Here is a 23,949-nt window from a genome sequence, read left to right on the forward strand (position 1 = left end):
CGCCGGCGGCAACATACCGGCAGCTCCATTGTTCGTTATGGATCGCTACCGCACGGCGCACCATTTATTGCCGAGATCGGCGGCGGACAACGCGCCGCCGAATTCCGCCGCGCTTACAGGACGACTGAAGAAGTAACCCTGCAGCATGTCGCAACCCATCTCGAACAGAGCCGTCGCCTGCTCGTGTGTTTCCACGCCCTCGGCTGTCGTCGTCATGCCGCATGCGTGCGCCATCGTCACGAGCGCAAGCACGATCGCGACCGAATCGCGATCGTGCGGCAGGCCCGCGACGAACGAGCGATCGATCTTCAGATTGTGCAAGGCGAAGCGCTTCAGATAGGACAGCGACGCATAGCCCGTACCGAAGTCGTCGATGGCGAGCTTGACGCCGAGTTTCGCAAGCGCCGCCGTGGACGCCGACACCACCGGGTCATTCGGCAACAACATGCCTTCCGTTATCTCCAGTTGCAGCGCCGATGGATCGAGCCCATTGCGCTCGAGACACGCAGCAACGTGCCGCACGAAGCGTTCGTTGACCTGGAGCGGCGAAATGTTGACGGAGACAGCGAGTTGCGGCGCAAGGCTCCAGCGCCATTGCCCGGCCTGCGCGCAAGCCTGTTCCAGCACCCAGTCTCCGATGCTCTCCATCAGACCGGCTTCTTCGGCAACCGGAATGAACTCGGCGGGAGCGACCTCGCCCAACTCGCTATGGGTCCAGCGCAGCAAAGCTTCCGCGCCGACCGTCTCGCCCGAGGCACTGTCGACGATCGGTTGATAAACGAGCTTGAGTTCACCGGCCGCCCGTGCGCCGCGTAACAACGCTTCGATCCTGAAGCGGCGTTGCAGCTCGCATTGCATGTCAGCCGTGAAGTATTGCGCACGGTTCCGGCCGTGCTGCTTCGCGTGGCTCATCGCGAGACCGGCGTCGCGAATCAGTGCGGCTGCGTCGCGTGCTTCACCGCAGGAGCGGGAAATGCCGATCGACACGCCCACGTAATATTCACTGTCGCCGACCTCGATCGGTGCGGTGAACAGCTCGAAGATCCGGCGCGCGTAGGCGCAGATCGTCAGCGGGTTGCCGCGGTCGTCGACGACGATGAGAAATCCGTCGCCACCGATGCGCCCCAACAGACCACGTTCACCGATCACTCCCTTGAGCCGGCCCGCGACGTCGCGCAAAACGTAGTCGCCGACATCGTAACCGCCATGATCGTTGATCTTGCTGAAGCCATCGAGATTGACGAACAGCACGGCAATGCGTGCCGCGCGCGGCGATTTTAGTAAATGCTGAAGGCACTCAGCAACGTAGACGCGATTGTGCAAACGGGTAAGCGAGTCGAGTACCAACGCATAGCCGGCGTGGTGAACAGGCTCCGGCTGAACAGTACTCGCACCGCAGCGCATGGTGCGTGCGGCTTCGTCGCGAGGCAAACAGGAGATTGAATCGCTTGCACGCGCTTGCATGCGGCTGTTGGTCGCTGGGTGAGTCATCTTTGCACTCCTGCACTTTACACTTCGTCCGGGGAGAACGGCCGGAAAGGGGTGGACCAATCGCGCCAGCATCGACCCTTCGGGCCGCTGTACACGAGTGACGCATTGCCAACGCGCATAACGAATTGACAGACAGGGCCGGAGCAGGGAGACTTGAACAAGCTGCGCGGCGTGAACACCTCGGGGTGGCATTCGTAACAGTGCCGCCACGATATCCCGGCATCGCCCGCACGAAAACGGGTCGTCCGAGTGAACGCGTAAAGCAAAGGTGAACACTTTGCTGCACGCCGCACGAACCACACAATCAAAAATGAAAATTCACCAGCTACGTGCGCTTGTCGCCATTGCGGACGCGGGCAGCGTCCGCGGGGCCGCGCGACTGCTCAATTCATCACCCGCTGCAGTCACTCAAAGCCTTCAGTATCTGGAAGAAGCCGTACGAATGCAGCTCGTCGCCCGCACTTCGTCGGGCGTCACACTGACCGAATGCGGGCAGACGCTGCTCGCCCATGCGCGGCTTATCGTCGCGCAGATGGCGCGCGCGCATCAGGCCGTGGATTCAATGCGCGGCGATCCAAACGGGCGACTCTCGATTGCCGTAACGGCATGGGTTGCGATGACGTTTCTGCCGGAGGCGGTCGCGCGCTTTCGCGAAAGAATGCCGGACATCCAGCTGAACGTCTTCGAAGGCTTGATCGCCATCGCCAACCCGCGTTTGCGCGACGGCAGCCTCGACATCTTCGTCGGCAGGCAAACACCAGGGATGACTAACTGCGAGTTCAACTACCGGCCGCTGTTTTCTTCGAGCCTCGCCATCGTCGCGCGGCAGGATCATCCGCGCGCGAACAGCCGGTCACTGACCGATCTGCTCGATCTCGACTGGCTCGTCGCGCTCGACCCCGAAACCGAAGGGCAGGCGCCGTACCGGATGTTCCTGCAGCACGGCTTGCCCGCGCCGCGCAGTATTCACTTCCTTCACTCGTTGACCGTCGCCTTGCCGCTGATCAAGCGCATGGACATGGTCAGCATCTTTCCGTGGCCGCTCATCGAATTGTGCGCGGCCCGCGAGGGCTTATGCGCGATCCCCGTGCGGGAGCAGCTCGACGAGTCGATGGTCGGGATCATCACGCGCGCCGGTCAACCTTCGGACGCTGCGGCGATGTGTTTTATCGACTGCCTGATCGATACGATCCGCGACGAATCGTGGTCGCGAACGCCGGACACGCTGCGCGCGACGCATTCGGTGGAAATACTGGTTTAGCGGCCAACGCGCGGCTTTTCATTACGAACCGGGCGCTGCGCCGGGCCTAATCGCGACATACCTGGTCAGCTCGTGTGTCCAGATCGAACCCACAATAAAAAACGCCGCGAACAATAAAGTCCGCGGCGTTCATTGACCAGACCGTGAGTCGGTCAGGCTTAGGCTGCAGCCACCACTCTGCGCGGCGACAGAACCGATACGACAAAACTCACGACGATATTGGCCACCAGCGCGATCAGGCCGATATAGACCGGGTAGACCGCGTCACCGAGATGCAGTGCATATACCGGCTTGAGCCCTTGAATGATCGCGAGGCTCGTGCCGATCACAATGCCGACCAGCCAGCCGAGGAACAGGCCCGTCGTATTCAAACGACGCGTGTACAGCGAGAACACGATAGCCGGGAAAATCTGCAGAATCCACACGCCGCCCAGCAGTTGCAGGTCGATCGCATACTGCGTCGGCAGGAACACGATGAACAGCAGCGCACCGAACTTCACGACGAGCGAAACGATCTTCGCCGTGGAAGCCTCGCCTTCAGGCGAGATATTCGGCGAAACCAGCGGACGCCACAAATTGCGCGTGAACAGATTGGCCGCGCCGATCGACATGATGGCCGCGGGCACCAGCGCGCTGATTGCAATCGCCGCCGCCGCGAAGCCGACGAACCACGACGGGAACAGCGTGTTGAAGAGCGCCGGCACCATGTCCGAAGCGGATTTCACATGCACGCCGGCCGCGATCGCCATATAACCGAGCAACGCGATCAGACCCAGCAGCAGCGTGTACGCCGGCAGGAAGATCGCATTCTTGCGCACCGTATTCGCCGACGAGGACGACAGCACCGCCGTCATGGTATGCGGATACATGAAGGCCGCCAGCGCCGAACCCAAAGCCAGCGACGCATACGCGGTGAATTGTGTCGGCTTCAGAATGATGCCGGTCGCGCCGCCCTTGGCCTTGAAATACGTATCGGCCGCGTCGAACACATGCGCGTAGCCACCGAGCTTGGCCGGAATCAGCCACACCGCCGCGATCACGACGATGTAGATCATGATGTCCTTCACGAACGCGATCATTGCCGGCGCCCGCAGGCCGCTCGCGTAGGTATAGAGCGCGAGAATCACGAAGGCGACGATCAGCGGCATTTCGCCGGTCACGCCGAGCCCCTTGATCACGACCTGCATGCCCACCAGTTGCAACGCGATATACGGCATCGTCGCGACAATGCCGGTCAAGGCGACCGCTGCCGGGAACCACTTGCCGCCGTATTCGCCCTGCACGTAGTCCGCTGCCGTGATGTGGTTTTTCGCATGCGCGATCTTCCACAGTTTCGGCATTACCGCGAACACGAACGGATAGACGATGATCGTGTAAGGCAGCGCAAAGAAGCCATACGCGCCCACCGAATAGACCAGCGCGGGCACGGCGATCACCGTATAAGCGGTATAGAAGTCACCACCCACGAGGAACCACGAAATGACCGTGCCGAACTGGCGGCCACCGAGGCCCCATTCGTGCAACTGGGTCAGATCGCCCCGTTTCCAGCGCGCGGCAAAGAAGCCGATCACGGTGACGAGAACAAAGAACGCGATAAAGACGGTCATCGCAACCGGATTCACAGGATTCACTTCGCTCATTTGACACCTCGGTACACGATGTAAATCAGTAGCGAGGTCAACGGCACCCACAAGAACTGATACCAGTAGAAGAACGGAAAGCCCGCGAACGACGGACGCGTGTCGTTATAGAACGGCAGCCACAACAACGCGATATACGGGATCAGCAGGATCAGCCATAGCCATGAACGGCCGGCAGGTTGGGAGGTCTCCACAAACTTCTCCTAAGTCTATTATTGAAACCGCGCGCCACGGCTCGTGGTGCAGCACGCGGAAACCGGTTACCTGACAGTAGACGGCAAAACCGGATGTGCCCTTTGCGCCGCGCCATGCGCGCGGCGGCAGGCTTGAGCGCCCGCAAGGCGCATTACGCCGCGGGGATGTAGTATTCGCCTTCGTAAGCGTCCTCACAAGCGCGCAACTACGTAAGCCGGCTACGTAATAATACGTAGCCCGTCGGCTGTGTTTTCAACGATGAAACTCAAAGCAAAGATTGTCCTGCTGGCGATCGTGCCCTTTCTGGCCGCCATCGCCAGCATCGAACTCGGTGTGCGTCAGGAAGCCACAGCGCTTGCCGAGACGCAGCACGCGACCACGCAGGCTGCGTACATGGCGAGCAAGGAAGTCGAGCTCAAGCATTACGTCGAGCTCGCCACCACCGCGATCGCGCCGCTCTACAACGCCGGCCAGGACAATGCGCGCGACGACGCGATGCTGCGCACGCGCGCGCTGGAGATCCTGGAGAAAATGGACTTCGGCAAGGACGGCTACTTCTTCGTGTATGACATGCATGGCCGCTCGCTGATGCATCCGCGCGAGCCGGACCTCGTGGGGCGCGACCTGTGGGCGCTGCGCGACCCGCAAGGTACGCTGACGATCCAGCAACTGCTCGCCGCGGCCTCGCGCGGCGGCGGCTATGTGCGCTACCTGTGGCATCGTCCGTCGACAGGCAAGGTGGCGTCGAAACTCGGCTACGTGGTGCCGCTGGAGCGCTGGGGCTGGATGATCGGCACCGGTATCTATCTCGACGACGTGGATAGCACGCTCGCGCATATCGACGAAGGCGCGGCCGCCAACATCGATCGTACGATGAAATGGATCGACACGATCGCCGTGGCGGGACTCGCCGTGATCGCGCTGTGCGCGCTCGTGCTCAACGTCACCGAATATCGCAGCGCGGACGCCAAGCTGAAGCGGCTGGCGCAGCAGGTGGTGGAGTCGCAGGAAAACGAACGGGCGCGGCTCTCGCGTGAGCTGCACGACGGCATCAGCCAGATGATGGTTTCCGTCAAGCTGCTGCTCGAATCCGCGCTGGCGCGCTTCGAGCGCAGCGAAGTGCGCGTGCCGGCGGCCGAGGCCGCGCTCACTACCAGCCTCACGCGCCTCGGCGACACGCTGCGCGAAGTGCGGCGCATTTCCCACGCGCTGCGTCCGTCGATGCTGGACGACCTCGGCGCGGCCGCCGCGCTCGAACAACTCACGCGCGAACTCAGCGAGCAATCCGGTATCGAGATCGGCTTCACGCAGATCGCGCATACCCATGCCGCGGTTTTGCCGGACACGGTCAATACCGTCCTGTTCCGGATCGCGCAGGAAGCGCTGACGAATATCGTGCGGCATGCGCAGGCGTCGAGCGCGGCGTTAGCTTTGGAAGTGTCGAACGACGCCGTTACGCTCACCATTGCCGACAACGGACGCGGCTTCGACGTGGCGCACGCCTTCGTCGGCCGGCGCTCGGGCGTGGGCTTGCGCAATATGCGCGAACGGCTCGAAGCACTCGGCGGCACGTTGTCGCTCAGCTCACAAGCCGGCCACACCCTCGTCACCGCGCGCGTGCCGCTGGGCTCGACCGAGCCGACATTGCCGGCCTTGCAGGAAACCTGACCATGAACGACACCTCACCCGCTATCGCCCGTCTGATTCTCGTCGACGACCATCCGCTCGTGCGCGACGGTCTGCGCGCGCGGCTCGAAGCGGTGCGCAATCTCGAAGTCGTCGGCGAAGCCGGCAATGCGCAGGAAGCGCTCGCGCTCGCCGCGAGCGCGGAGCCGCATCTCGTGCTGATGGATGTCGGCATGAACGGGATGAACGGCATCGCGCTGGCCGGCATGTTTCACGAGCGCTTCCCGGCGATTCGCGTTCTCATGCTGTCGATGCACGACAATCTCGAATACGTGACCCAGGCGGTGCGCGCGGGCGCAAGTGGCTATGTACTCAAGGACTCGCCCGCCACCGAAATCATTCAGGCAATCGGCGCGGTGCTCGAAGGTAAGCAGTTCTTTAGTGCGGGACTGGGCGCGCGCCTGATTCAGGCTTCGGCAATGCAGGCGCCCGTCGAACGGCTCACGCCGCGCGAGCGCGATATTCTCGATGCGCTTGCGGAAGGTTTGTCGAGTAAGCAGATCGCTCAACGCACCGATCTCTCCGTGCGTACGGTGGAAACGCATCGGCTGAACCTGAAACGCAAACTCGATATTGAAGGCCAGGCGGAGTTGATCAAGTTCGCGGTCGAGAACCGGCGTACGAGCCGGTAAAGTCCTGACTGACGCAGGCCGGCGAATCGCCGCATAATCAGCACCGCCTGCACTCGAAGCACGGCCGTCGTTCCGTCTGATCCACTCAACGCCCGACACCTGGAGCTGATGAGGATGAAACGCTCGATCCCATTGCGGCTGGCGAGCCTGCTGATCTGTTTCGCCACCAGTCACGCGCACGCCGAACCGGCCCGCCTCAATCGCGGTCACGACCCGTTCTTTCAGATCTCCAAAGCGATCGGCGACTGTCCGGTGCCATTGGGCCCGCTCGAAACCGCGCAGGAATGGCTCGACGACAGCCATTACCGGATCGAGCGCGGCAACAGCTGCTGGGTGGAAGGCCGCTGCCGTTTGTCGAATGCATATCTGTACGACGCGGAGATCGCCGACGCCGTGCAACGGCGCCTCGCTAACATCAATTTCGCCACGCACTGGCGCGAACGATCGACGCTGTGGCTGACGCTGCAACGCCGCTTCATCTACGTGCAAGGATGCGTCGCGCCGGGTTTCGACAAACAGGCCTTCCTCTCCGAACTCGCGAAAACCGCGGACGTCGAGCGCGTGATCGACGACACGGCGAACGATCCGCACGCTGCACGGCCCCCCTACAAAACGCTTGCAGATCCAAACCGACCCGTGCTGGACCCCGGCAACTAACCACACACTGCGGCAGCCGATAGCCAAGCGCGCGTGATACCCGGTATCACGCTGCAACGCCTATATCGACAATCGAACATAGCAACGCAGAAATCAAACTTTGCCCGTTTCGACGTCATTGCTACCATCGGCGACCCGACATACCCGGTCAGCACAACAATGACAACACAACGATCGCAGCGCCCCTCTCTTCGTCTCGGCATGATCGGCGCCGCCGTGGCCAGCCTCGTCGTCCTCGCATCCTGCGGCGACGACAATCTGCCCGGCCCGACGCCCGCACCCGTTGTCGCGCAGAAACGACCGAACATTCTGTACATCATGGCCGACGACCTCGGCTATTCCGACATCCACGCGTTCGGCGGTGAAATCAACACGCCCAACCTCGACGCGTTGGTGCAATCGGGCCGCATCCTGACGAATCACCATACGGGCGCCGTCTGCGCGATCACGCGTTCCATGCTGATCTCGGGCACCGATCACCATCTGGTCGGCGAAGGCACCATGGGTGTGCCGACCGATGAGCGCAAAGGGCTGCCGGGTTACGAGGGCTATCTGAACGACCGCGCGCTCTCCGTTGCGCAATTGCTGAAGGACGGCGGGTATCACACGTACATGGCCGGCAAATGGCATATCGGTTCGGGCATTGTCGGCAGCACCACGGGCGGCGGACAGACGCCCGACCAATGGGGCTTCGAACACAGCTACGCGCTGCTCGGCGGCGCCGCGACCAATCACTTCGCGCATGAACCGGCGAACTCGCAGAACTACACCGAAGACGGCAAATACGTGCAGCCTGGCCAACCGGGACAACCGGGCGGCACGGGCGGCAGCCCCGCGGTGTTCTATTCGACCGACTTCTACACGCAGCGCCTGATCTCGTACATCGACTCGAACAAGGGCGACGGCAAACCGTTCTTCGCCTACGCGGCCTACACCTCGCCGCACTGGCCGCTGCAGGTACCCGAACCTTATCTGCACAATTACGCCGGCAAATACGACGCCGGTTACGACGCGATCCGCAATGCACGCATTGCGCGACAAAAAGCGCTCGGCATCATTCCGAACGACTTCGTGCCGTATGGCGGCGCATCGGAAACGCTCGTCGTCACCGCGGCCACCGCGAACAACGGCACGGTCAACGCGAAATACGTGAGCGCCGTGCATAGCGCCGCGCAAGGTTATACCGACTACGGCCCGGGCACGGTGAATAAGACGTGGGCAAGCCTCTCGCCCGCCGAGAAGAAGGCTCAGGCCCGTTATATGGAAATTTACGCGGGCATGGTCGAAAACCTCGACCACAACATCGGCCTGCTGATCCAGCATCTGAAGGATATCGGCGAGTACGACAACACGTTCATCATGTTCCAGTCGGATAACGGCGCGGAAGGCTGGCCGATCGACTCCGGCGCCGACCCGACCGCGACCGACACCGCCAACGCCGCCGACCCGATCTATTCGGCACTCGGCACCGACAACGGCAAGCAGAACGCGCAACGTCTGCAATACGGTTTGCGCTGGGCCGAAGTGAGCGCCACGCCGTTCCGGCTGACCAAGGGTTATTCGGGCGAAGGCGGCGTATCCACGCCGTTGATCGTGCATCTGCCGGGTCAGACCGCCCAGAAGCCGACACTGCGCGACTTCACGCACGTGACTGACAACACCGCGACCTTCCTCGCCGTTGCACAGGTTTCGCCGCCCACGCAGGCCGCGCCGCCGCTCATCAATACGCTGACCGGCGTCGACCAGAACAAGGGCAAGGTGGTCTACAACAATCGTTACGTGTATCCGGTGACCGGGCAATCGCTGCTGCCGCTGCTGAACGATCAGGCCACGAGCGCGGTGCACACCGCTTCGTTCGGCGACGAAGCGTATGGCCGCGGTTATCTGCGCAGCGCCGACGGCCGCTGGAAAGCATTGTGGACCGAACCGCCCCTCGGCCCCGTGGACGGCCACTGGCAACTGTTCGATATGAGCGCCGACCGTGGCGAAACGCAGGACGTGTCGACGCAGAATCCTTCGGTCATCGACGGTCTCGTGCAGCAGTGGAACAACTATATGAGCAGCGTCGGCGGCGTCGAACCCTTGCGTCCGCGCGGTTACTACTGAGCGCGCAATGACCGTTCGATTCAAGCAGAAAAGACGCGCGGCGCTTTATGGCGCCTACGCGGCGATCGCCACGGTTGCGTTCGCCGCCGCTTTCACCGCCGCGACGGCCGCTTCGGCGGTTTTTAGCGGCGGCAAACAAAGCGCGTTCGACAACCTCAACGCGGCGCGCCCGTTGGCCGCGCTCGGCTCCGAGCAGCAATGCAAGCGCTACGCAGGCCTGCCGTCACGGTGGCGCGACGATCCGAAAGCCGGCATGGTGCATCTGCATGGCGGCGACTTCGTATTCGGCAGCAAGCTCGGTTACGAAGACGAGCGTCCCGCCGGCGACGGCAGGACGCGTGTCGCCGGTTTCTGGATCGACCAGACCGACGTGACGAATGCGCAGTTCGCGGCCTTCGTCAAAGCCACGGGCTATGTCAGCGACTCCGAGCGTCAAGGCGGCGCCGTGGTCTTTCACATCCCGACTCGCGACGAAATGAACGCACGCGATCTCGCCTGGTGGACGTGGGTGAAAGGCGCCGCGTGGAATCATCCGACAGGACCGGGCAGCACGCTCGCAGGCCGCATGAACCAGCCGGTGACAATGGTCACGCAGGCCGACGCGCTGGCCTACGCTCGCTGGCTCGGCCGCGATCTGCCGACCGAAGCCGAGTGGGAATACGCGGGCAAAGCGGGCCGCGAAGGTGCGGACCTCGACACGGCGCCTCGCGACGAACACGGCAAACCGAGCGCGAATTACTGGCAAGGCGTATTTCCCGTACTCAATACAAACGAGGACGGTCATGTCGGTCTTGCGCCTGTCGGCTGCTATGCCGCCAACGATTTCAAGCTCTACGACATGATCGGCAATGCATGGGAATGGACCAAGGACGTTTATAGCGGCCCGCACCAATCCCATACCAACGGCGATACTGCGGCGGTCGCGCCGCTCAGCCGCAAACACGATACGCCGATGGTCATCAAGGGCGGCTCGTTCCTGTGCTCGCGCGACTATTGCGTGCGTTACCGGGCAGCGTCGCGCGAACAGCAGGAAGCAGACTTGCCGGCGTCACATATCGGTTTTCGCACGGTGTTGAGGGACGCGTCATGAGGCCGCGGCTATTTGCAACGGTCATGCTGCTGTTGGCTGCTTCGTTGGTTCAGCACGTACAGGCTGCCGCGTCGCAAGTCATCAAGGTCGGTGTCAGCCGAGGTGCGCACGCTGAGATCATGGACGAAGTGCGCCGTGTCGCGGGCAGCCGCGGACTCACGCTCGACGTGGTCGTATTCGACCAGCCCGAGCGCATCGACGCCGCGCTCGCCGCGAAGCAGATCGATGTGGCGAGTTTCGAAGACGAGCCGCGCTTCGACGCAGAGCGCAAACAGCACGGCTATGCGCTGACCAGTGTCGCCACCACCGTGACGTTTCCCGTCGCCCTGTATTCGCGCAAACTGACGAACCTCGGCCAATTGCAACGAGGTGCGACGATCGCCATTCCCGACGACCGGGAAGGCACCGCGCGCGCGTTGATCCTGCTGCAGAACTTCACGCTGCTGACGTTCAGGGACAACGCCGGTCTGCACGCGACACTCGCCGACATCACGAGCAACCGGCTGAATCTGCGGATCCGCCAGGTGCCGCGCGCGCGTCTGTTCGGCACATTGAACAGCGTAGCCTTTGCCGTAATCGATAGCGATGACGCGGCTCGCGCGGGCCTTTACCCGGCGCGCGACAGCCTCGGTCTCGAAGATGCCCGTTCGCCCTACGCCAACGTGTTGACAGTACGCGAAGCCGATCGCACGCAGCCTTGGGTCGCGCAACTGGTGGCGGCTTACCATTCGAACGACGTCGCGCATTTCATTCTGACGCGCTATCAGGATTCGGTGCGCCGGCCGTGGTGAACGCCTTCTCGTTCGCGTGCACGGCGTGCGGCAAATGTTGCAACAGTCCGCCTGCCATGTCGTTGCCCGAATTGTTCCGGCATCGCGACCGGTTCATCGGTTGCATTGCGATTGGCCGTGTGCCGCGCAGGCACATGGGCGAACGCATACGTGTCGGCCGGCACGAAGCCGTACTCGACGAGGCTGATAGCGCCGCCTTCGAGTCGATTGCGGGCACGCTGCTTCATCGCGCCGGCGACACGTTCAGCATCATGACGCAGGGCTACGATTACCCGTCGCTGGCACGTTGCCCCGCGCTCGCGGAAGATGGACGCTGCGCCATTCATCTGAACGGCAAGCCGCTCACGTGCGAAGTGGTGCCGCTCGATCCGCTCGTGCCGGACAGGCTCCAACATCTGGTTCTCGCCGGGCGCAATCAGAGCGCATCGTATATTGGCGCCGATTGTATTCAGGAGGGTGAGCGCGCGGACGCGACATTGATGGTCGCCCAAGGCGAGATAAAAGACGCAAAGGCGAGAGACGCTCTGGCACGCCGCCGCCGTGATCTCGAAAGAGAACATGAAATATGGGGTCGTGCCGTATTCGAATCGCTGCGCAAAGACCTGTTCGAGTCGCCTGCCGCGTTGGCGCGAATTCCGCCGGGCGGCTTTCTGACGATCTCCATTGTGCCGGCGCTGCTGGCCGTGGCAGGCATTTCCGCGCGTTGCCGACAGCTATGCCTCGACTATATCGACAGCCAGCTCGCGCTGATCGACCGCAGTATTGAGCAAGCGCTCTCGCGCCGCCGCCTGGAGGATCGCCCGGTGACGCAGGAATTGCGTGGATTCGCTCAGGCCTATCAACGCGCGAAAGCGCTTCTTGCCGCACCGCTTCGCACACCGCTTCCCATACCACTTCCCGCTGTCGAGCCGGAGATCGGCACGCCCTCTTCCCTATCGAACACCGAAGCCTATCTCTCTGGCGCGGATCATTGACCAGAAGATTCGTCAGAGCTGCGTATCCAGCAGCGGCACGAACTTCTCGATCAGCTTTTCAGTGAGCGGGCGGTGCATCCATGCTTCGAGCGTGACCTGCTGCGACTTCTTGATGTCGTCGGCGAAAACGGCTGTTTGCTGCTTCGCGAAGTCGCGGTCATAGATGTTCAGATTCGCTTCGTCGTTGAGCTTGAATGAACGGTTATCGAAATTGGTCGAACCGACCGACACCAGGAATTCGTCCACGACCAGCAATTTGCAGTGAAACATGGTCGGCTGATACTCGAACATTTCCACACCCGCTTTGAGCAGATCGCCCCAGCATGCACGCGACGCTTCACGCACCGTGTGCGTATCGATCCGGTTTCCCGGCATGATGATCTGCACTTTCACGCCGCGTTTCGCCGCCTCGACAATCGCGTTGATGGTCAGCTTGTCGGGCACGAAATAGGCGCTCGCCAGATGAATGGAGTGCGTGGCCGCCGTGATCGCCATCAGATACATCAATTGCATATCGTCGCTGCCGCCCGAGGGCGAACTGCTGAACATATGCGCGAGGCCGTCGCCCATTGGCTCGATGTCGGGAAAATATGCGGGGCCGTGGAGCACGTTGCCGGTTGCCTTGACCCAGTTGTCCATGAACACGGCTTGCATGTGGCCGACCACCGGACCCGCGACGCGAAAATGCGTATCGCGCCAATGCTTCTCATCTTGCGCATGGCCGGTCCATTCCGACGCAATACCCACCCCACCCGTGAAACCGATACGCCCGTCAATGATCAGCAGTTTGCGGTGCGTGCGATCGTTCATGCGGCCAAGTCCGGTCCAATGGGGCTTGTGATACTGAATCACCTCCGCGCCGGCATCGCGAAGCAGATTCAGATAGCGCTTGTCCATTTTCGATGACCCAACCCAGTCGAGCAATACATGCACCGCGACGCCGTCGCGTGCCTTATCCGCGAGCGCCTGCGCAATCTGCTCGCCGATCTCGCCGGACCAGTAAATGAAGGTTTCAAACGTGATGGTTCGACGCGCGGAACGGATGGCTTCCAGCATCGAAGGAAAGATGTGATCACCGTTGAGCAGCATCTCGAAGCGATTGCCCGAGAGCACTGGCGGCCCGAGCAATAAACCCATTGAACGCAGAAATTGTGGATCGTCGCTCGCATAGAGACGTTCGATCTTATGCTCGATCTTCTTCTCGCCACTCGATAAATTGGCAATCACCAATATGATCAGAAGCGTGACTAACGCGGTAATGGGAATTGCCAGCATGCGTGTGGCCTCGATGCTAATCGGCGGGACGCGTTGCATGCGCGTCCTGCGGTTTGACGGAAACCCGGACCTCGGCCCGGCCTTTACGCCACACGCAGGACGCATTGCGCGTGCCCGTTGCAGGCCCGCGCCTTGCTACTCGACCTGACTACCTGACGAGTGAGAACGCTTCCCGGCTGGCGATTTCGCCTGCGCCATAAACGCCGACCACGGTATAGTCCGACGCCACGCATTCGAACGTGGACTCATTGAAGGTAATGACGAAATGGCGCTTTGCGGCTCCCGTCGATGCAACCGCAGCAAGCTCGGCGACAAGTTCGGCGACAAGCGACGAATTGGTGACTTCGTGAACCGAGTAACCGATCAGACCGTGCGGGGCGAGCGGATGAATCTCGAGATCGACGTCGCCGGGCGGGCCGAGACGGTGAAATATCGTGTCAGGAAATAGCACCGTGCAGAAAGGATCGTCGTCGGCATCGAATGGTCCGAACCGCTCAAAGTCGGATTCCGCAATCGGATAAGAGAGAATAACCCGGCGGGCACTGGCGACAATGAACGGTTCGGCGGCATCTTCCGCCGGATGAGGAACGCCGTCCAGCAGGACGACCTGGTCTTCCTGCTGGGGTGATTCGAGCGTACTGGTCATCTACTTCACAACTCCGTTGCGCTTATGCGCTGGCTGGTGCGGGTGAGGCTTGCGGTGCCGCAGCGGCACTCGTCGCACTCGTCGCGACGGCTTTGCTTTTAGCCGCGACCTTGCGGACCGGTGCTTTCCTTGCGGCCTTGGTGGCGGCGCTCTTCTTTGCGGCCGGCTTTGCCGCGCCTTTCTTGGCCGCTACTTTCTTTGCCGCTACTTTCCCGGCTGCCGAAGTAGCTTTCTTCGCAACCGTCTTTTTGGCCGTTGCCGCTTTCTTTGCCACCACCTTTCGGGCTGCGGCTTTCTTGCTCACTACGCCGTCAGCCGCCGCCGACTTCACTTTGCCCGCTTTCTTTGCAGCCTGGTGGCCAACATCAGCCGCTGCCGCCGAGGCGCTCTCGATCAGGAACTTCGTACGGTCCTTGACTGTGGCGAGCCATGCCGGCGCCGGGCCACGGCCGCTCCAGGTAGCACCTGTTTTAGGATTGATGTACTTGGGCGGCTGCGCGCCTTTCGGCTGACCTTTGCTGCCTTTCGCATGGGTGACAGCCGCCTTTGCCGCCGACTTCAGTTCGCTCGCGCCTTCGATCAGGAACTGAGTGCGGTCTTTCACGCTGGCAATCCAGCCCGGTGCGCGGCCATGGCCCGTCCATGTCGCACCGGTTTTATGATCCCGATACTTGGCGATTGCCTTACCGGCGCTGGCGCCTTTCGCTTTGCCACTACCAGCATGACCGTTCAAACCTCCGGCGGCACGTCTTGCCTTCGCACGGGCTTCGATATCCTCAGTAGTCAGGCCATGCTTGAGCATCAGGTCGCGAATCTGGTCGACCGCAACTTGCGCTTTTCTGGCAATAAGGGCGTCAGCTTGTGCCTGAAGCTTTTTAAGCTTTGCCTGGATTTGCTCTAACGTGGGCATTTGATTGCTCCTTATGTGGTAATCGATCGAACTATGCCACGAATGACGTGAGAAAGGCAGATCGGCGTGGCTATATATACACGAGCCTGAGTCGATCAGGCATGCGGTGGAGTACGAACTTTTTCGGTTCATTACGCCATTGCCACACTTTTCCTGTCTTTTCGTATGCCACTCCCCCCTTCTCTTCTACTGCGATTGCATCTCGGCCGGGCCGGCAAAAGCGTCCTGTCTGGTTGATTTCCCGCCGTGCATCGCGCCACTGGCCGCTTCTACTATAGGCAAGCATTTGAAGATTCAAAGAGCGGCAGTACTTTTTTTGTCATTCAAGCCCGTTTGCTCACCTGCCGTCCGTAATCCCGCGTTACCAATCTCGCAGCGCTGTTTCACCTGTGTCCGGACCGGCCTTCTACACTCCAAACCGTACTCAGCAACAAAGCTCTCGGTAATTCGTAAGGGCAAGACCTGAGGCAATCGGATGCATCGCACTTCGATACGCAAGGAGAAAGCAGATGAACAAGAAGATCATGGGCGCGGTATTGGGTCTGGCAGTGCTGGCGGCATCGTCGGCGGCCTCGGCACATGTGGATGTGGCCGTCGGGGTCGGCATTCCAGTCGGCGTGGTTGCCGCGCAACCCGTCTATGTCGCGCGAGACCCGGCTCCGGTTCCGGTTGTTTATGGCGGTTATGGCGACTGGCGCGCACGCGAGTGGCGCGAGCGTCGTGAATGGCGGGAACACGAATGGCGGCGCGAGCATTGGCGCGAACACGAGTGGCGTGAACGCCACTGGGACGGGTATTGAAATGACGCCGAAAGGCGCCAGCTTGGAACCACTCAATAGGACGGTACTTTTCAGATGAAAGCGGGTTACATCAAATTCGCCCTCGTGGCGGTGGCACTCACTTCGGCAGCGGTCGGCACGGCAAACGCGGCCGGCTGCATGAAGGGAGCACTCGTAGGCGGGGTGGCGGGACACTATGCCGGCCACCATGCGGTGGCCGGCGCGGTCGGCGGCTGCCTGGTCGGTCGGCACGTGGCCAAAAAACATGCGGAAGAACAGGCCGCGCAACGTCAGCAAGCCAGAGTGGAATAACCCAGGTCCGACGCGCGGCTCTCTTTCAGGCGATCCGCAGTCCGTGCGTCGGCAGAACTTCCTGGGTAGTCACGAAGCGGTGCTGCTTGACCGCGTCGTGAAATAACCGGTAATCACTTTTCTCGAAGGCATCCGACCATACGGGTTTGTCTCCGGTGTCGTCGTCGAACATTAAACCGGTGGCCAGGTACTTCCAGGAGCCCGGTCCTTTGGCCACATATTCCGGAATCGACTCTTTCAAACCCGGAATACCGCCGGCCTTCACGACCCGGCAAATGTGCCGCAAGCGCTCGTCGTCGTCCTCGTGGCGATTGGTATCGAGTAGATTCGTGAGCACTTCCCTGATATTGTCCGGCAACCCGGCCTCGTTCTCGAAATCTTGCCGACCTGTCAGATAGGCACGCACCGCGCGGCACGCCATCTCGGCCGCCTGCACGAACTCCGGCAAGTTGTGCCGCTGGACAAACTCGTTTCTACCGTCGATGTAATGCCATTTCGCCCACGGCTGGTCAGGATAGTGCAACGCGGCGCCATGACCGACCGGTAGCGCGACAGTCAGAATATCCTCCTCCAGGTGCTCGAGCAGATGCTCGCTGGCGAGTCTGAGCTGGGCGAGCCAGCCTTTGCGCGTGCAGTCTTGCGCCTCCAGCAGGTGAACGCGATTCCACGGACTTTCGATACCGGCGAACCCTTGATGCGCCCATGTATCGACGTAAGTGTGAAGTGTCACGCCCAGCCGATGCAATCCGGTCTCGGTGTCCCGCCGCAGAATCGCCCGCCGCACCACCTCGCGCGCCACGGGGCTATCCGGCCGGCACACGGCCTTTTCGTGGAGGGTCGAGCCTTCAGCCGCGGGCAGAAAATGAAAGGGCGTCCACACGAGGCGGTTCTTGTCGTCCTCCGTGGTCGCATAGTCGAATAACTTGTGCGCGGTGGCAAAGCGTTCGAATGTCTCCCCGCCTTTGAAACGCAGTATGCCCGCTGTGGTCGCATCGTCGACGTATTGGCAGGCATGCGCTACGGTGAGCGCGTCGCCGGGCGGCATTCCGGCCACGCGGGCGGCGATATAGACCACACCGTAGTGGAAGTCGATATTCATGGCTGGCGCTCCTGACGCGCGGCGAATGACAACGGGATCTTCCTGACTGCGCGCGAGGTGGGCATTGCGGCGGCGCATGAGTAGATAGTAGACGACCGGGCTCAATGAAACTTTAAAAAAACTCGCGCAATCCTGTCTCATGGCCGGACAGCGCCGTGCCACTAAATAGACTTGTGACAATCAGGCGCTGCATTTTCTCGTATTTGTTATTTGCAGGGTCTGGCGGCTCGGTTATGCTCTGTGCCATTGGGAACATTCGTAATGCGAAAGGCACGCCGGGCCGTATCACGCTCGGGTCCAAAGCTTCGGGCCACTACACGTTAACTCAAAGGACAAGTCCTGTGAAACTCGAGAATTGGAAAGAAGGCGCAAGTCCGGAGCGCCGCAAGCTGATACGCAGCAAGATTCACGTCTTACTGGCCACGATCGGCACATTGGCATCCGTGGTTGGGATCTGCGTGGCCATTAACGGCGGATTGGAATTCAATCGCACCAAAGTTTTCATCGGAGTCGGTATTACCGTCGTGTCCACGATCGTATATATCTCGATGCTTTTCGCGCCGTCCGAGTGAAATCCAGGCGTCCCCTGCCGCGCACAGGTGCGGCCGTCTGCTCGCCGGTTATGACAAGTGGGTGACTTTCAGGCAGCTATTCCACCGCGAGTTCAAGTACTCAAGCGCCAGTCGCCGGTGGCAGTGGTGGGGTAAATGTTCACTGCAAAGCAGGCAAGCCGAGCGGAATAGATCGACATCCAGATTGTTTTCCACCCGGCGCTTTGCAATCAACTCCACGTAAGCGGCCGCGAAATCGTCCCACGTCAGCTCTTTGGCCTTGTAGCGCTTGAACAAGTCGGGCTCTGGAGCCAGCTCTGGCATTTCCCGGTAAGCGGCGCCGCACAGTCTGTCGAGAAAGAAAGGCAGGTCCTGTTTCTTTGCGAAGCCGGCCAATTGCGACGTATTGCTCAGGCGGATGTCGAGCACCGTGCGCACCTCTGCGTTTTTCAGCAAATCGAAAAATTCCTGCGCGGTTTTGCCGGTGAAACCGATCGTGGTCACGGGCACCGCATTGTTTTCGCGTTTCATCACAGGGCACCTGGCAGTGGGCATACGCAGTGGGCAAACGCAGTGCCCCGAGCAAGAAAAAGCCCCGCTGCGGTATCCGGAGCGGGGCTCAGTCTCGGTTCACGTCGTGTGCTTATTTGACGATACCGACCAGTTCGACCTCGAACGTCAGGTCGCTGTTCGGCGGAATCACCCCAACGCCACGATCGCCGTATGCGGTCGCTGCCGGGCAGGTCAGTTTGGCCTTTTCGCCCACTTTCATTTTCTGCACGCCCTGCGTCCAGCACGGAATTACACGGTTCAGCGGGAACGTGGCTGGGCCGCCATGTTTCGCCGAGCTATCGAACTCGGTACCGTTGGCCAGCGTGCCGCGGTAGTTGACCTTGACGACATCTTCGGCGGCAGGCTGGGCGCCGGTGCCTTGGGTCAGATGTTCAACCACGACGCCGGAAGGCAATTTTTCGGTGGTGGGCGCGGCGGCCATCGCCGTTGAAGACAGAAGAGCTGCTGCGACCAATGCAACGATAGATTTCAAAGCGAGTCTCCAGATGGGTAGTGCGCCTCATTGTAACGGATCGCATCTGCCGCACCAGCACGACCACTGCGCGGATGATCGGCGAAAGGCGTCTTCATCAATCAGCCAAAGCCTCGCCATTTGCACAAGGGCGGAACGGCGCGTAACTGAGAAGATTCTGTTGTGAACCACCAGCCCGGTTCGGCGGTCCACACACTAAATCCCATTCGAGCCGTTTGCCAACACGCGATTCAATGCTAAAGAGCGCTTCCGATGACCGAGCCGGCTGATTCCGACAAAAGCGCGATCCCGCCCCCTTCCGCTCCACCTGAGCGGCGCCGCGCTCCCCGGCCGCGCCGGATTCCGCGCAGCCGCGAACAGCAGGCGCGGCTCGACGCGCGCGAGCCGGTGTTCGAGCCGTTACCTTTTGCCATCGACGAAACCGCCGCGCGCCGTCCCTTCGCCGACAAACTCACCGCCTGGTTCGAGGCGCGCCGCTGGCAGCCATTCGAGTTTCAACGCGAGGTCTGGCAGGAAATCGGCCGCGGTGCGAGCGGTTTGCTGCACGCCACCACCGGTGCAGGTAAAACCTGGGCTGTCTGGTTCGGCGCGCTGGCCGCCTTCGCCGCGTCCCCAGGCACTCGCAGCCGCGCGCCCCGCACGCAGCCAGAACCGCTCACCGTGTTATGGATTACGCCAATGCGCGCGCTCGCCGCGGACACCGCGCGCGCCTTGCAAAGTTCGGCGGCGGAACTGGCCGTGCCGTGGAGCGTCGGGCTGCGCACAGGCGATACGTCGTCTGCCGAACGCGCGCGACAGAATCGGCGCATGCCGTCCGCACTGGTCACGACGCCGGAAAGCCTTTCGCTCATCCTCACGCGCCCCGATGCACGCGACGTGCTGGCGCACGTGCGGCTGGTAATCGTCGACGAATGGCATGAGTTGCTCGGCAACAAGCGCGGCACGCAGACGCAACTTGCGCTTGCGCGTCTCGCCCATTGGCGGCCTGAATTGCAGGTATGGGGCTTGTCGGCGACGCTCGGCAATCTGCCCTTCGCCGCCGATGTCTTGCTCGCGCCCGTGAAAACACCCCGCGCCAGTGTGCATGGCGCGCTGCCTAAAGCGCTGATCGTCGATACCGTCATTCCCGAGACCATCGAGCGCTTTCCGTGGGGCGGCCACGTGGGCATGCGCCAGGTCGGCGCCGTTGCCGAGGCGATCGGCGAAGCCCGAACCTCGCTCGTGTTCACCAACACACGCTCGCAATGCGAGGTGTGGTATCAGGCGCTGCTCGAAGCACGGCCGGAGTGGGCGGGCCTGATCGCGCTGCATCACGGCTCGCTCGATCAGGAAGTGCGTGAATGGGTCGAACATGGCCTCAAGAGCGGTCAGCTAAAAGTGGTTGTGTGTACATCGAGCCTCGATCTGGGCGTCGATTTTCTGCCGGTGGAGCGCGTGTTCCAGATTGGCTCGCCCAAGGGTGTCGCGCGTTTGATGCAGCGTGCGGGCCGGTCGGGTCACGCGCCGGGCCGTCCTTCGCGGGTGACGATCGTGCCGACGCATGCGCTCGAACTGGTCGAAGCCGCCGCCGCGCGCGAGGCGGTCGAGAAGCGTCAGATAGAAGGTCGCGAGACGCCTGAGAATCCGTTCGACGTACTCGTGCAGCACCTCGTCACCGTGGCGATCGGCGGTGGATTCGACGCGCGCGAACTGTACGGCGAAATTCGCAGCACCTACGCCTACCGGCAATTGACGCAAGCTGAGTTCGACTGGGCTCTCGGCTTCGTGGAAGGCGGTGGCACGGCGTTGCGCGCCTATCCCGACTACCATCGCGTGGTGCGCGAACGCGATGGGCTGTACCGCGTGCCGCGCGAGGATCTGGTGCGAAGGCATCGCAACAACATCGGCACGATCGTCGCGAATGGCACCTTGAATGTCGCCTATCTCTCGGGTGGCCGGATCGGCGCGATCGAGGAATCGTTTATTTCACGGCTTAAGCCCGGCGATATTTTCACCTTTGGCGGACGCGCACTCGAATTGATTCGCGTACAGGATATGACCGCGTGGGTGCGGCGCGCCACGTCATCGCGCGGAGCCATGCCGCAATGGGCGGGCAGTCGCATGCCGCTTTCCTCCGAACTCGCCGACGCCACGCTCACGATGCTCGCGCGCGCCGCCGGCGGCATCTACGACGAACCCGAAATGCGCGCCGTGCGGCCGCTGCTCGAATTGCAGCAAAAGTGGTCGGCATTGCCCGAGCCGGGTGTACTGGTGGTGGAGTTGGTGAAATCGCGCGAAGGACATCATTTATTTTGCTATCCGTTTGCGGGGCGAACGGCGCACATCGGATTGGGCGCATTGCTCGCATGGCGCATTGCTCGTGAAAATCCGGGTACGTTTTCCATTTCGATGAACGACTACGGCTTCGAGCTGTTGTCCGCGCAACCATTCGATTGGGCGGAGAAACTCGAAAACGGTCTGCTCTCGCCTGATGATCTGGATCACGACATTCTTGCGAGTCTCAATTCGTCGGAACTCTCCATGCGCCGCTTTCGCGAGATTGCGCGCGTGTCGGGACTCGTGTTTCAGGGCCACCCCGGGCAGCAGAAAAGCGCGCGGCAGTTGCAGGCGTCGAGTGGGCTCTTCTATGAAATCTTTCGCAGTCACGATCGCGGCAATCTGCTGCTCAACCAGGCCGACGACGAAGTGCTCCTGCAGGAACTCGACGCCCGGCGCATTCGAACCGCGCTCGAACGCATGAACGCGAGCCGCGTGGTCATCACGCGGCCGAAAAAGCCAACGCCGTTTGCATTTCCGTTGATTGTCGGACGCTTGCGGGAAAAGGTCAGCACGGAGAAGCTCGCGGACCGCGTGGAGCGGATGCTGGCCGAACTCGAGAAGGCGGCCCGCACATGAAGCCGGCTTCAATGGCGGTGGAAACCGCCGGGCATTCTCTCGTGCTGTCGAGCTTGCGCGCGGCTTTTGATCCGGCGCTGCGGTGTCTCTTCGTCGCCGATGCGCATTTCGGCAAGGACGCCGTGTTTCGCGCACGCGGTATTCCTGTGCCGATCGGTTCGACCGCCGACAATCTGATGCGCCTGGATATTCTGATTGCCGAGTTCGAGCCGGCCACGCTCGTGTTTCTCGGCGATCTGCTGCATGCGCGCGAGGCGCATGCCCGGGAAACGCTCGAAGCATTGCACGGCTGGCGCGCGCGGCATGCCGGGCTGAGGGTGGTGCTGGTCGAGGGGAATCACGACCGGCACGCCGGTGCGCTGCCGGCGACGCTCGGCGTCGAGTATGTTCAGGAGCCTTGGCGAATCGGGCCGTGGGCGTTGTGTCATCACCCGCAGACAGTCGAAGGTGCGTATGCGCTCGCAGGGCATGTGCATCCGGTGTACAGGATTGCGACTCGCCGCGATTCAGTGCGGGTTCCGTGTTTCCGGTTCGGGGTGGAGTGTGGTGTGTTGCCTGCGTTCGGGAGCTTTACGGGCGGAACGCGTGAAGATGGGCGCGTGGCCGGGGAGAAGGTTTTTCTGGTGGTGCAGGAGAGGCTGATCGAAGTGGTGCGATGAGGTTTTGGGTTCGGGTTTCTTGAGCGGGTGGCTCGTGGAAGGTGCGGGTTGGAGCGAGCGGACGGGTGTTGTCCGTTCGCTCGCTCCGCGTGGTGTCGGATGGAGGCCGCACTCTCGGCCCCCATCCGATGAGCGAATGCAGCGCCGTTAGTGGCTGCCGCCGTTGCTGCCGCCGTTGCCGCCGCCGTGGCCTCCTCCTCCTCCGCCGTAGCCACCGCCATGGCCTGAGCCGAAGCCGCCGCCGTGGCCCGAGCCGAAGCCGCCGCCGAAGCCGCCGCCGTGGCCTTGGCCTCCGTTGCCGGAGCCCGGGCCGTTTCCGCCTTTGCCACCGTCGCCGTGGCCGCCGTCTCCGTGACCGCCGTTGCCGGAGCCGCCTGCGCCAGGGCCGCTTCCGCCGTGGCCACCGTCGCCGTGGCCGCCGTCTCCGTGACCACCGTTGCCGGGGCCGCCCGCGCCAGGGCCGCTTCCGCCTTTGCCACCGTCGCCGTGGCCGCCGTCTCCGTGACCACCGTTGCCGGGGCCGCCCGCGCCAGGGCCGCTTCCGCCTTTGCCACCGTCGCCGTGGCCACCGTCGCCGTGGCCGCCGTCTCCGTGACCACCGTTGCCGGAGCCGCCTGCGCCAGGGCCGTTTCCGCCTTTGCCCCCGTCTCCGTGGCCGCCGTCTCCGTGGCCGCCGTTGCCGGAGCCGCCTGCGCCGGGGCCGTTTCCGCCATGGCCGCCGTCGCCGTGACCACCGTTGCCGGAGCCACCTGCGCCAGGGCCGCTTCCGCCGTGGCCGCCGTCTCCATGGCCGCCATCTCCGTGGCCACCGTTGCCGGAGCCGCCTGCGCCAGGACCGCTTCCGCCTTTGCCACCATCACCGTGGCCGCCGTCTCCGTGACCACCATTGCCGGAGCCGCCTGCGCCGGGGCCGTTTCCGCCTTTGCCACCATCGCCGTGGCCGCCGTCTCCATGGCCACCGTTGCCGGAACCGCCCGCGCCGGGGCCGCTTCCGCCTTTGCCACCATCGCCGTGGCCGCCGACTCCATGGCCGCCATCGCCATGGCCACCGTCTCCATGGCCACCGTCTCCATGGCCGCCATCGCCATGACCACCGTCACCATGGCCGCTATCGCCGTGACCACCATCACCATGGCCACCATCACCATGGCCGCCATTGCCATGACCACCGTCACCATGGCCGCCATCGCCATGACCGCCATCGCCATGACCACCGTCACCATGGCCGCCATCGCCATGACCACCGTCACCATGG

Annotated in this window: 22 protein-coding genes and 1 pseudogene; 14 read left to right on the top strand and 9 right to left on the bottom strand. The window is 62.3% G+C overall.

What is annotated here, in order from left to right; translation table 11 throughout:
- Nucleotides 1-45: 45 nt before the first annotated feature.
- Nucleotides 46-1,491 carry a putative bifunctional diguanylate cyclase/phosphodiesterase gene (locus P0D71_RS33760; RefSeq protein WP_408483679.1) on the bottom strand — a complete coding sequence of 482 codons (1,446 nt, stop codon included), beginning with the start codon at nt 1,489-1,491 and terminating at the stop codon, nt 46-48.
- 310 nt (nt 1,492-1,801) lie between these two features.
- On the opposite strand from P0D71_RS33760, the gene P0D71_RS33765 reads away from it, so the two are divergent.
- Nucleotides 1,802-2,752 (top strand): LysR family transcriptional regulator, encoded by a 951-nt coding sequence (locus P0D71_RS33765; protein WP_091807147.1) that lies wholly within the window; start codon nt 1,802-1,804, stop codon nt 2,750-2,752.
- Between the two features lie 158 nt (nt 2,753-2,910).
- Here P0D71_RS33765 and mctP read toward each other — a convergent pair whose 3' ends face one another.
- Both mctP and P0D71_RS33775 read right to left on the bottom strand, forming a co-directional pair.
- Nucleotides 2,911-4,392, bottom strand: coding sequence for a monocarboxylate uptake permease MctP (gene mctP / locus P0D71_RS33770; RefSeq protein WP_408299980.1), 1,482 nt, complete (start codon nt 4,390-4,392; stop codon nt 2,911-2,913).
- Nucleotides 4,389-4,586, bottom strand: a complete 198-nt coding sequence (locus tag P0D71_RS33775) for a DUF3311 domain-containing protein (protein WP_091807142.1) — start codon at nt 4,584-4,586, stop codon at nt 4,389-4,391. The genes mctP and P0D71_RS33775 overlap by 4 nt, the downstream gene beginning before the upstream one ends.
- Before the next feature lie 259 nt (nt 4,587-4,845).
- Here P0D71_RS33775 and P0D71_RS33780 point away from each other — a divergent pair, with 259 nt between their 5' ends.
- From P0D71_RS33780 to P0D71_RS33810, 7 genes are all read left to right on the top strand, one after another.
- Nucleotides 4,846-6,255, top strand: coding sequence for a cache domain-containing protein (locus P0D71_RS33780; protein WP_408483680.1), 1,410 nt, complete (start codon nt 4,846-4,848; stop codon nt 6,253-6,255).
- Nucleotides 6,256-6,257: 2 nt separating this feature from the next.
- On the top strand, nt 6,258-6,905 hold the full coding sequence (locus tag P0D71_RS33785; RefSeq protein WP_408483681.1) for a response regulator: 648 nt from the start codon (nt 6,258-6,260) through the stop codon (nt 6,903-6,905).
- A 114-nt stretch (nt 6,906-7,019) separates the two neighbouring features.
- Entirely contained in the window at nt 7,020-7,562 is a 543-nt protein-coding gene (locus P0D71_RS33790; RefSeq protein ID WP_408483682.1) for a hypothetical protein, read from the top strand.
- Between the two features lie 159 nt (nt 7,563-7,721).
- A complete protein-coding gene (locus P0D71_RS33795) occupies nt 7,722-9,668 on the top strand; it encodes an arylsulfatase (RefSeq protein WP_408483683.1) in 1,947 nt (648 codons plus the stop codon).
- A 7-nt stretch (nt 9,669-9,675) separates the two neighbouring features.
- Entirely contained in the window at nt 9,676-10,758 is a 1,083-nt protein-coding gene (locus tag P0D71_RS33800) for a formylglycine-generating enzyme family protein (protein ID WP_408185145.1), read from the top strand.
- Between the two features lie 23 nt (nt 10,759-10,781).
- Nucleotides 10,782-11,549 carry a MetQ/NlpA family lipoprotein gene (locus P0D71_RS33805; RefSeq protein WP_408483688.1) on the top strand — a complete coding sequence of 256 codons (768 nt, stop codon included), beginning with the start codon at nt 10,782-10,784 and terminating at the stop codon, nt 11,547-11,549.
- 56 nt (nt 11,550-11,605) lie between these two features.
- On the top strand, nt 11,606-12,523 hold the full coding sequence (locus P0D71_RS33810) for a hypothetical protein (protein ID WP_408483684.1): 918 nt from the start codon (nt 11,606-11,608) through the stop codon (nt 12,521-12,523).
- Between the two features lie 12 nt (nt 12,524-12,535).
- Here the strand turns inward: P0D71_RS33810 and cls are convergent, their stop codons facing one another.
- The 3 genes from cls to P0D71_RS33825 form a co-directional block, all read right to left on the bottom strand.
- A complete protein-coding gene (cls, locus tag P0D71_RS33815; RefSeq protein WP_408185142.1) occupies nt 12,536-13,798 on the bottom strand; it encodes a cardiolipin synthase in 1,263 nt (420 codons plus the stop codon).
- Between the two features lie 148 nt (nt 13,799-13,946).
- Complete coding sequence (locus tag P0D71_RS33820; protein WP_408483685.1) at nt 13,947-14,444, bottom strand: hypothetical protein; 498 nt, start codon at nt 14,442-14,444, stop codon at nt 13,947-13,949.
- A gap of 22 nt (nt 14,445-14,466) precedes the next feature.
- Nucleotides 14,467-15,354 carry an H-NS family nucleoid-associated regulatory protein gene (locus P0D71_RS33825; protein WP_408483689.1) on the bottom strand — a complete coding sequence of 296 codons (888 nt, stop codon included), beginning with the start codon at nt 15,352-15,354 and terminating at the stop codon, nt 14,467-14,469.
- Between the two features lie 509 nt (nt 15,355-15,863).
- Here P0D71_RS33825 and P0D71_RS33830 point away from each other — a divergent pair.
- On the top strand, nt 15,864-16,154 hold the full coding sequence (locus P0D71_RS33830; RefSeq protein ID WP_091807115.1) for a hypothetical protein: 291 nt from the start codon (nt 15,864-15,866) through the stop codon (nt 16,152-16,154).
- Nucleotides 16,155-16,208: 54 nt separating this feature from the next.
- Nucleotides 16,209-16,445 carry a hypothetical protein gene (locus P0D71_RS33835; protein ID WP_091807113.1) on the top strand — a complete coding sequence of 79 codons (237 nt, stop codon included), beginning with the start codon at nt 16,209-16,211 and terminating at the stop codon, nt 16,443-16,445.
- A gap of 25 nt (nt 16,446-16,470) precedes the next feature.
- On the opposite strand, the gene P0D71_RS33840 is transcribed toward P0D71_RS33835, so the two are convergent.
- Entirely contained in the window at nt 16,471-17,544 is a 1,074-nt protein-coding gene (locus tag P0D71_RS33840) for a DUF6765 family protein (RefSeq protein WP_091807111.1), read from the bottom strand.
- A 341-nt stretch (nt 17,545-17,885) separates the two neighbouring features.
- Between P0D71_RS33840 and P0D71_RS33845 the strand changes: the two genes are divergently transcribed.
- Nucleotides 17,886-18,116, top strand: coding sequence for a hypothetical protein (locus P0D71_RS33845; RefSeq protein WP_091807109.1), 231 nt, complete (start codon nt 17,886-17,888; stop codon nt 18,114-18,116).
- 48 nt (nt 18,117-18,164) lie between these two features.
- On the opposite strand, the gene P0D71_RS33850 is transcribed toward P0D71_RS33845, so the two are convergent.
- Together P0D71_RS33850 and P0D71_RS33855 are read right to left on the bottom strand one after the other, a co-directional pair.
- On the bottom strand, nt 18,165-18,626 hold the full coding sequence (locus P0D71_RS33850) for a DUF488 domain-containing protein (RefSeq protein ID WP_091807106.1): 462 nt from the start codon (nt 18,624-18,626) through the stop codon (nt 18,165-18,167).
- 112 nt (nt 18,627-18,738) lie between these two features.
- On the bottom strand, nt 18,739-19,140 hold the full coding sequence (locus P0D71_RS33855) for an FKBP-type peptidyl-prolyl cis-trans isomerase (protein WP_091807104.1): 402 nt from the start codon (nt 19,138-19,140) through the stop codon (nt 18,739-18,741).
- A gap of 252 nt (nt 19,141-19,392) precedes the next feature.
- Between P0D71_RS33855 and P0D71_RS33860 the strand changes: the two genes are divergently transcribed.
- From P0D71_RS33860 to P0D71_RS33870, 3 genes and pseudogenes are all read left to right on the top strand, one after another.
- Nucleotides 19,393-22,035: a ligase-associated DNA damage response DEXH box helicase gene (locus P0D71_RS33860; protein ID WP_408483686.1), complete on the top strand. Its 2,643-nt coding sequence runs from the start codon at nt 19,393-19,395 to the stop codon at nt 22,033-22,035.
- Entirely contained in the window at nt 22,032-22,694 is a 663-nt protein-coding gene (gene pdeM, locus P0D71_RS33865; protein WP_408483687.1) for a ligase-associated DNA damage response endonuclease PdeM, read from the top strand. Before P0D71_RS33860 ends, pdeM begins: the two co-directional genes overlap by 4 nt.
- A 243-nt stretch (nt 22,695-22,937) precedes the next feature.
- Nucleotides 22,938-23,949: pseudogene (locus P0D71_RS33870) on the top strand (hypothetical protein); the annotation flags it as partial.

Source organism: Paraburkholderia sp. RL17-383-BIF-A (genome assembly GCF_046028015.1).
Taxonomy (GTDB): domain Bacteria; phylum Pseudomonadota; class Gammaproteobacteria; order Burkholderiales; family Burkholderiaceae; genus Paraburkholderia.

Bases quoted from the DNA above. Each gene is read 5' to 3' on its own strand.
- mctP (WP_408299980.1), bottom strand. From the start codon at position 4,392: ATGAGCGAAGTGAATCCTGTGAATCCGGTTGCGATGACCGTCTTTATC.
- P0D71_RS33800 (WP_408185145.1), top strand. From the start codon at position 9,676: ATGACCGTTCGATTCAAGCAGAAAAGACGCGCGGCGCTTTATGGCGCC.
- P0D71_RS33805 (WP_408483688.1), top strand. From the start codon at position 10,782: ATGCTGCTGTTGGCTGCTTCGTTGGTTCAGCACGTACAGGCTGCCGCG.
- P0D71_RS33830 (WP_091807115.1), top strand. From the start codon at position 15,864: ATGAACAAGAAGATCATGGGCGCGGTATTGGGTCTGGCAGTGCTGGCG.
- P0D71_RS33765 (WP_091807147.1), top strand. From the start codon at position 1,802: ATGAAAATTCACCAGCTACGTGCGCTTGTCGCCATTGCGGACGCGGGC.
- pdeM (WP_408483687.1), top strand. From the start codon at position 22,032: ATGAAGCCGGCTTCAATGGCGGTGGAAACCGCCGGGCATTCTCTCGTG.
- P0D71_RS33820 (WP_408483685.1), bottom strand. From the start codon at position 14,444: ATGACCAGTACGCTCGAATCACCCCAGCAGGAAGACCAGGTCGTCCTG.
- P0D71_RS33825 (WP_408483689.1), bottom strand. From the start codon at position 15,354: ATGCCCACGTTAGAGCAAATCCAGGCAAAGCTTAAAAAGCTTCAGGCA.
- cls (WP_408185142.1), bottom strand. From the start codon at position 13,798: ATGCTGGCAATTCCCATTACCGCGTTAGTCACGCTTCTGATCATATTG.
- P0D71_RS33860 (WP_408483686.1), top strand. From the start codon at position 19,393: ATGACCGAGCCGGCTGATTCCGACAAAAGCGCGATCCCGCCCCCTTCC.
- P0D71_RS33850 (WP_091807106.1), bottom strand. From the start codon at position 18,626: ATGAAACGCGAAAACAATGCGGTGCCCGTGACCACGATCGGTTTCACC.
- P0D71_RS33835 (WP_091807113.1), top strand. From the start codon at position 16,209: ATGAAAGCGGGTTACATCAAATTCGCCCTCGTGGCGGTGGCACTCACT.
- P0D71_RS33780 (WP_408483680.1), top strand. From the start codon at position 4,846: ATGAAACTCAAAGCAAAGATTGTCCTGCTGGCGATCGTGCCCTTTCTG.
- P0D71_RS33840 (WP_091807111.1), bottom strand. From the start codon at position 17,544: ATGAATATCGACTTCCACTACGGTGTGGTCTATATCGCCGCCCGCGTG.
- P0D71_RS33790 (WP_408483682.1), top strand. From the start codon at position 7,020: ATGAAACGCTCGATCCCATTGCGGCTGGCGAGCCTGCTGATCTGTTTC.
- P0D71_RS33810 (WP_408483684.1), top strand. From the start codon at position 11,606: ATGTCGTTGCCCGAATTGTTCCGGCATCGCGACCGGTTCATCGGTTGC.
- P0D71_RS33785 (WP_408483681.1), top strand. From the start codon at position 6,258: ATGAACGACACCTCACCCGCTATCGCCCGTCTGATTCTCGTCGACGAC.
- P0D71_RS33795 (WP_408483683.1), top strand. From the start codon at position 7,722: ATGACAACACAACGATCGCAGCGCCCCTCTCTTCGTCTCGGCATGATC.
- P0D71_RS33760 (WP_408483679.1), bottom strand. From the start codon at position 1,491: ATGACTCACCCAGCGACCAACAGCCGCATGCAAGCGCGTGCAAGCGAT.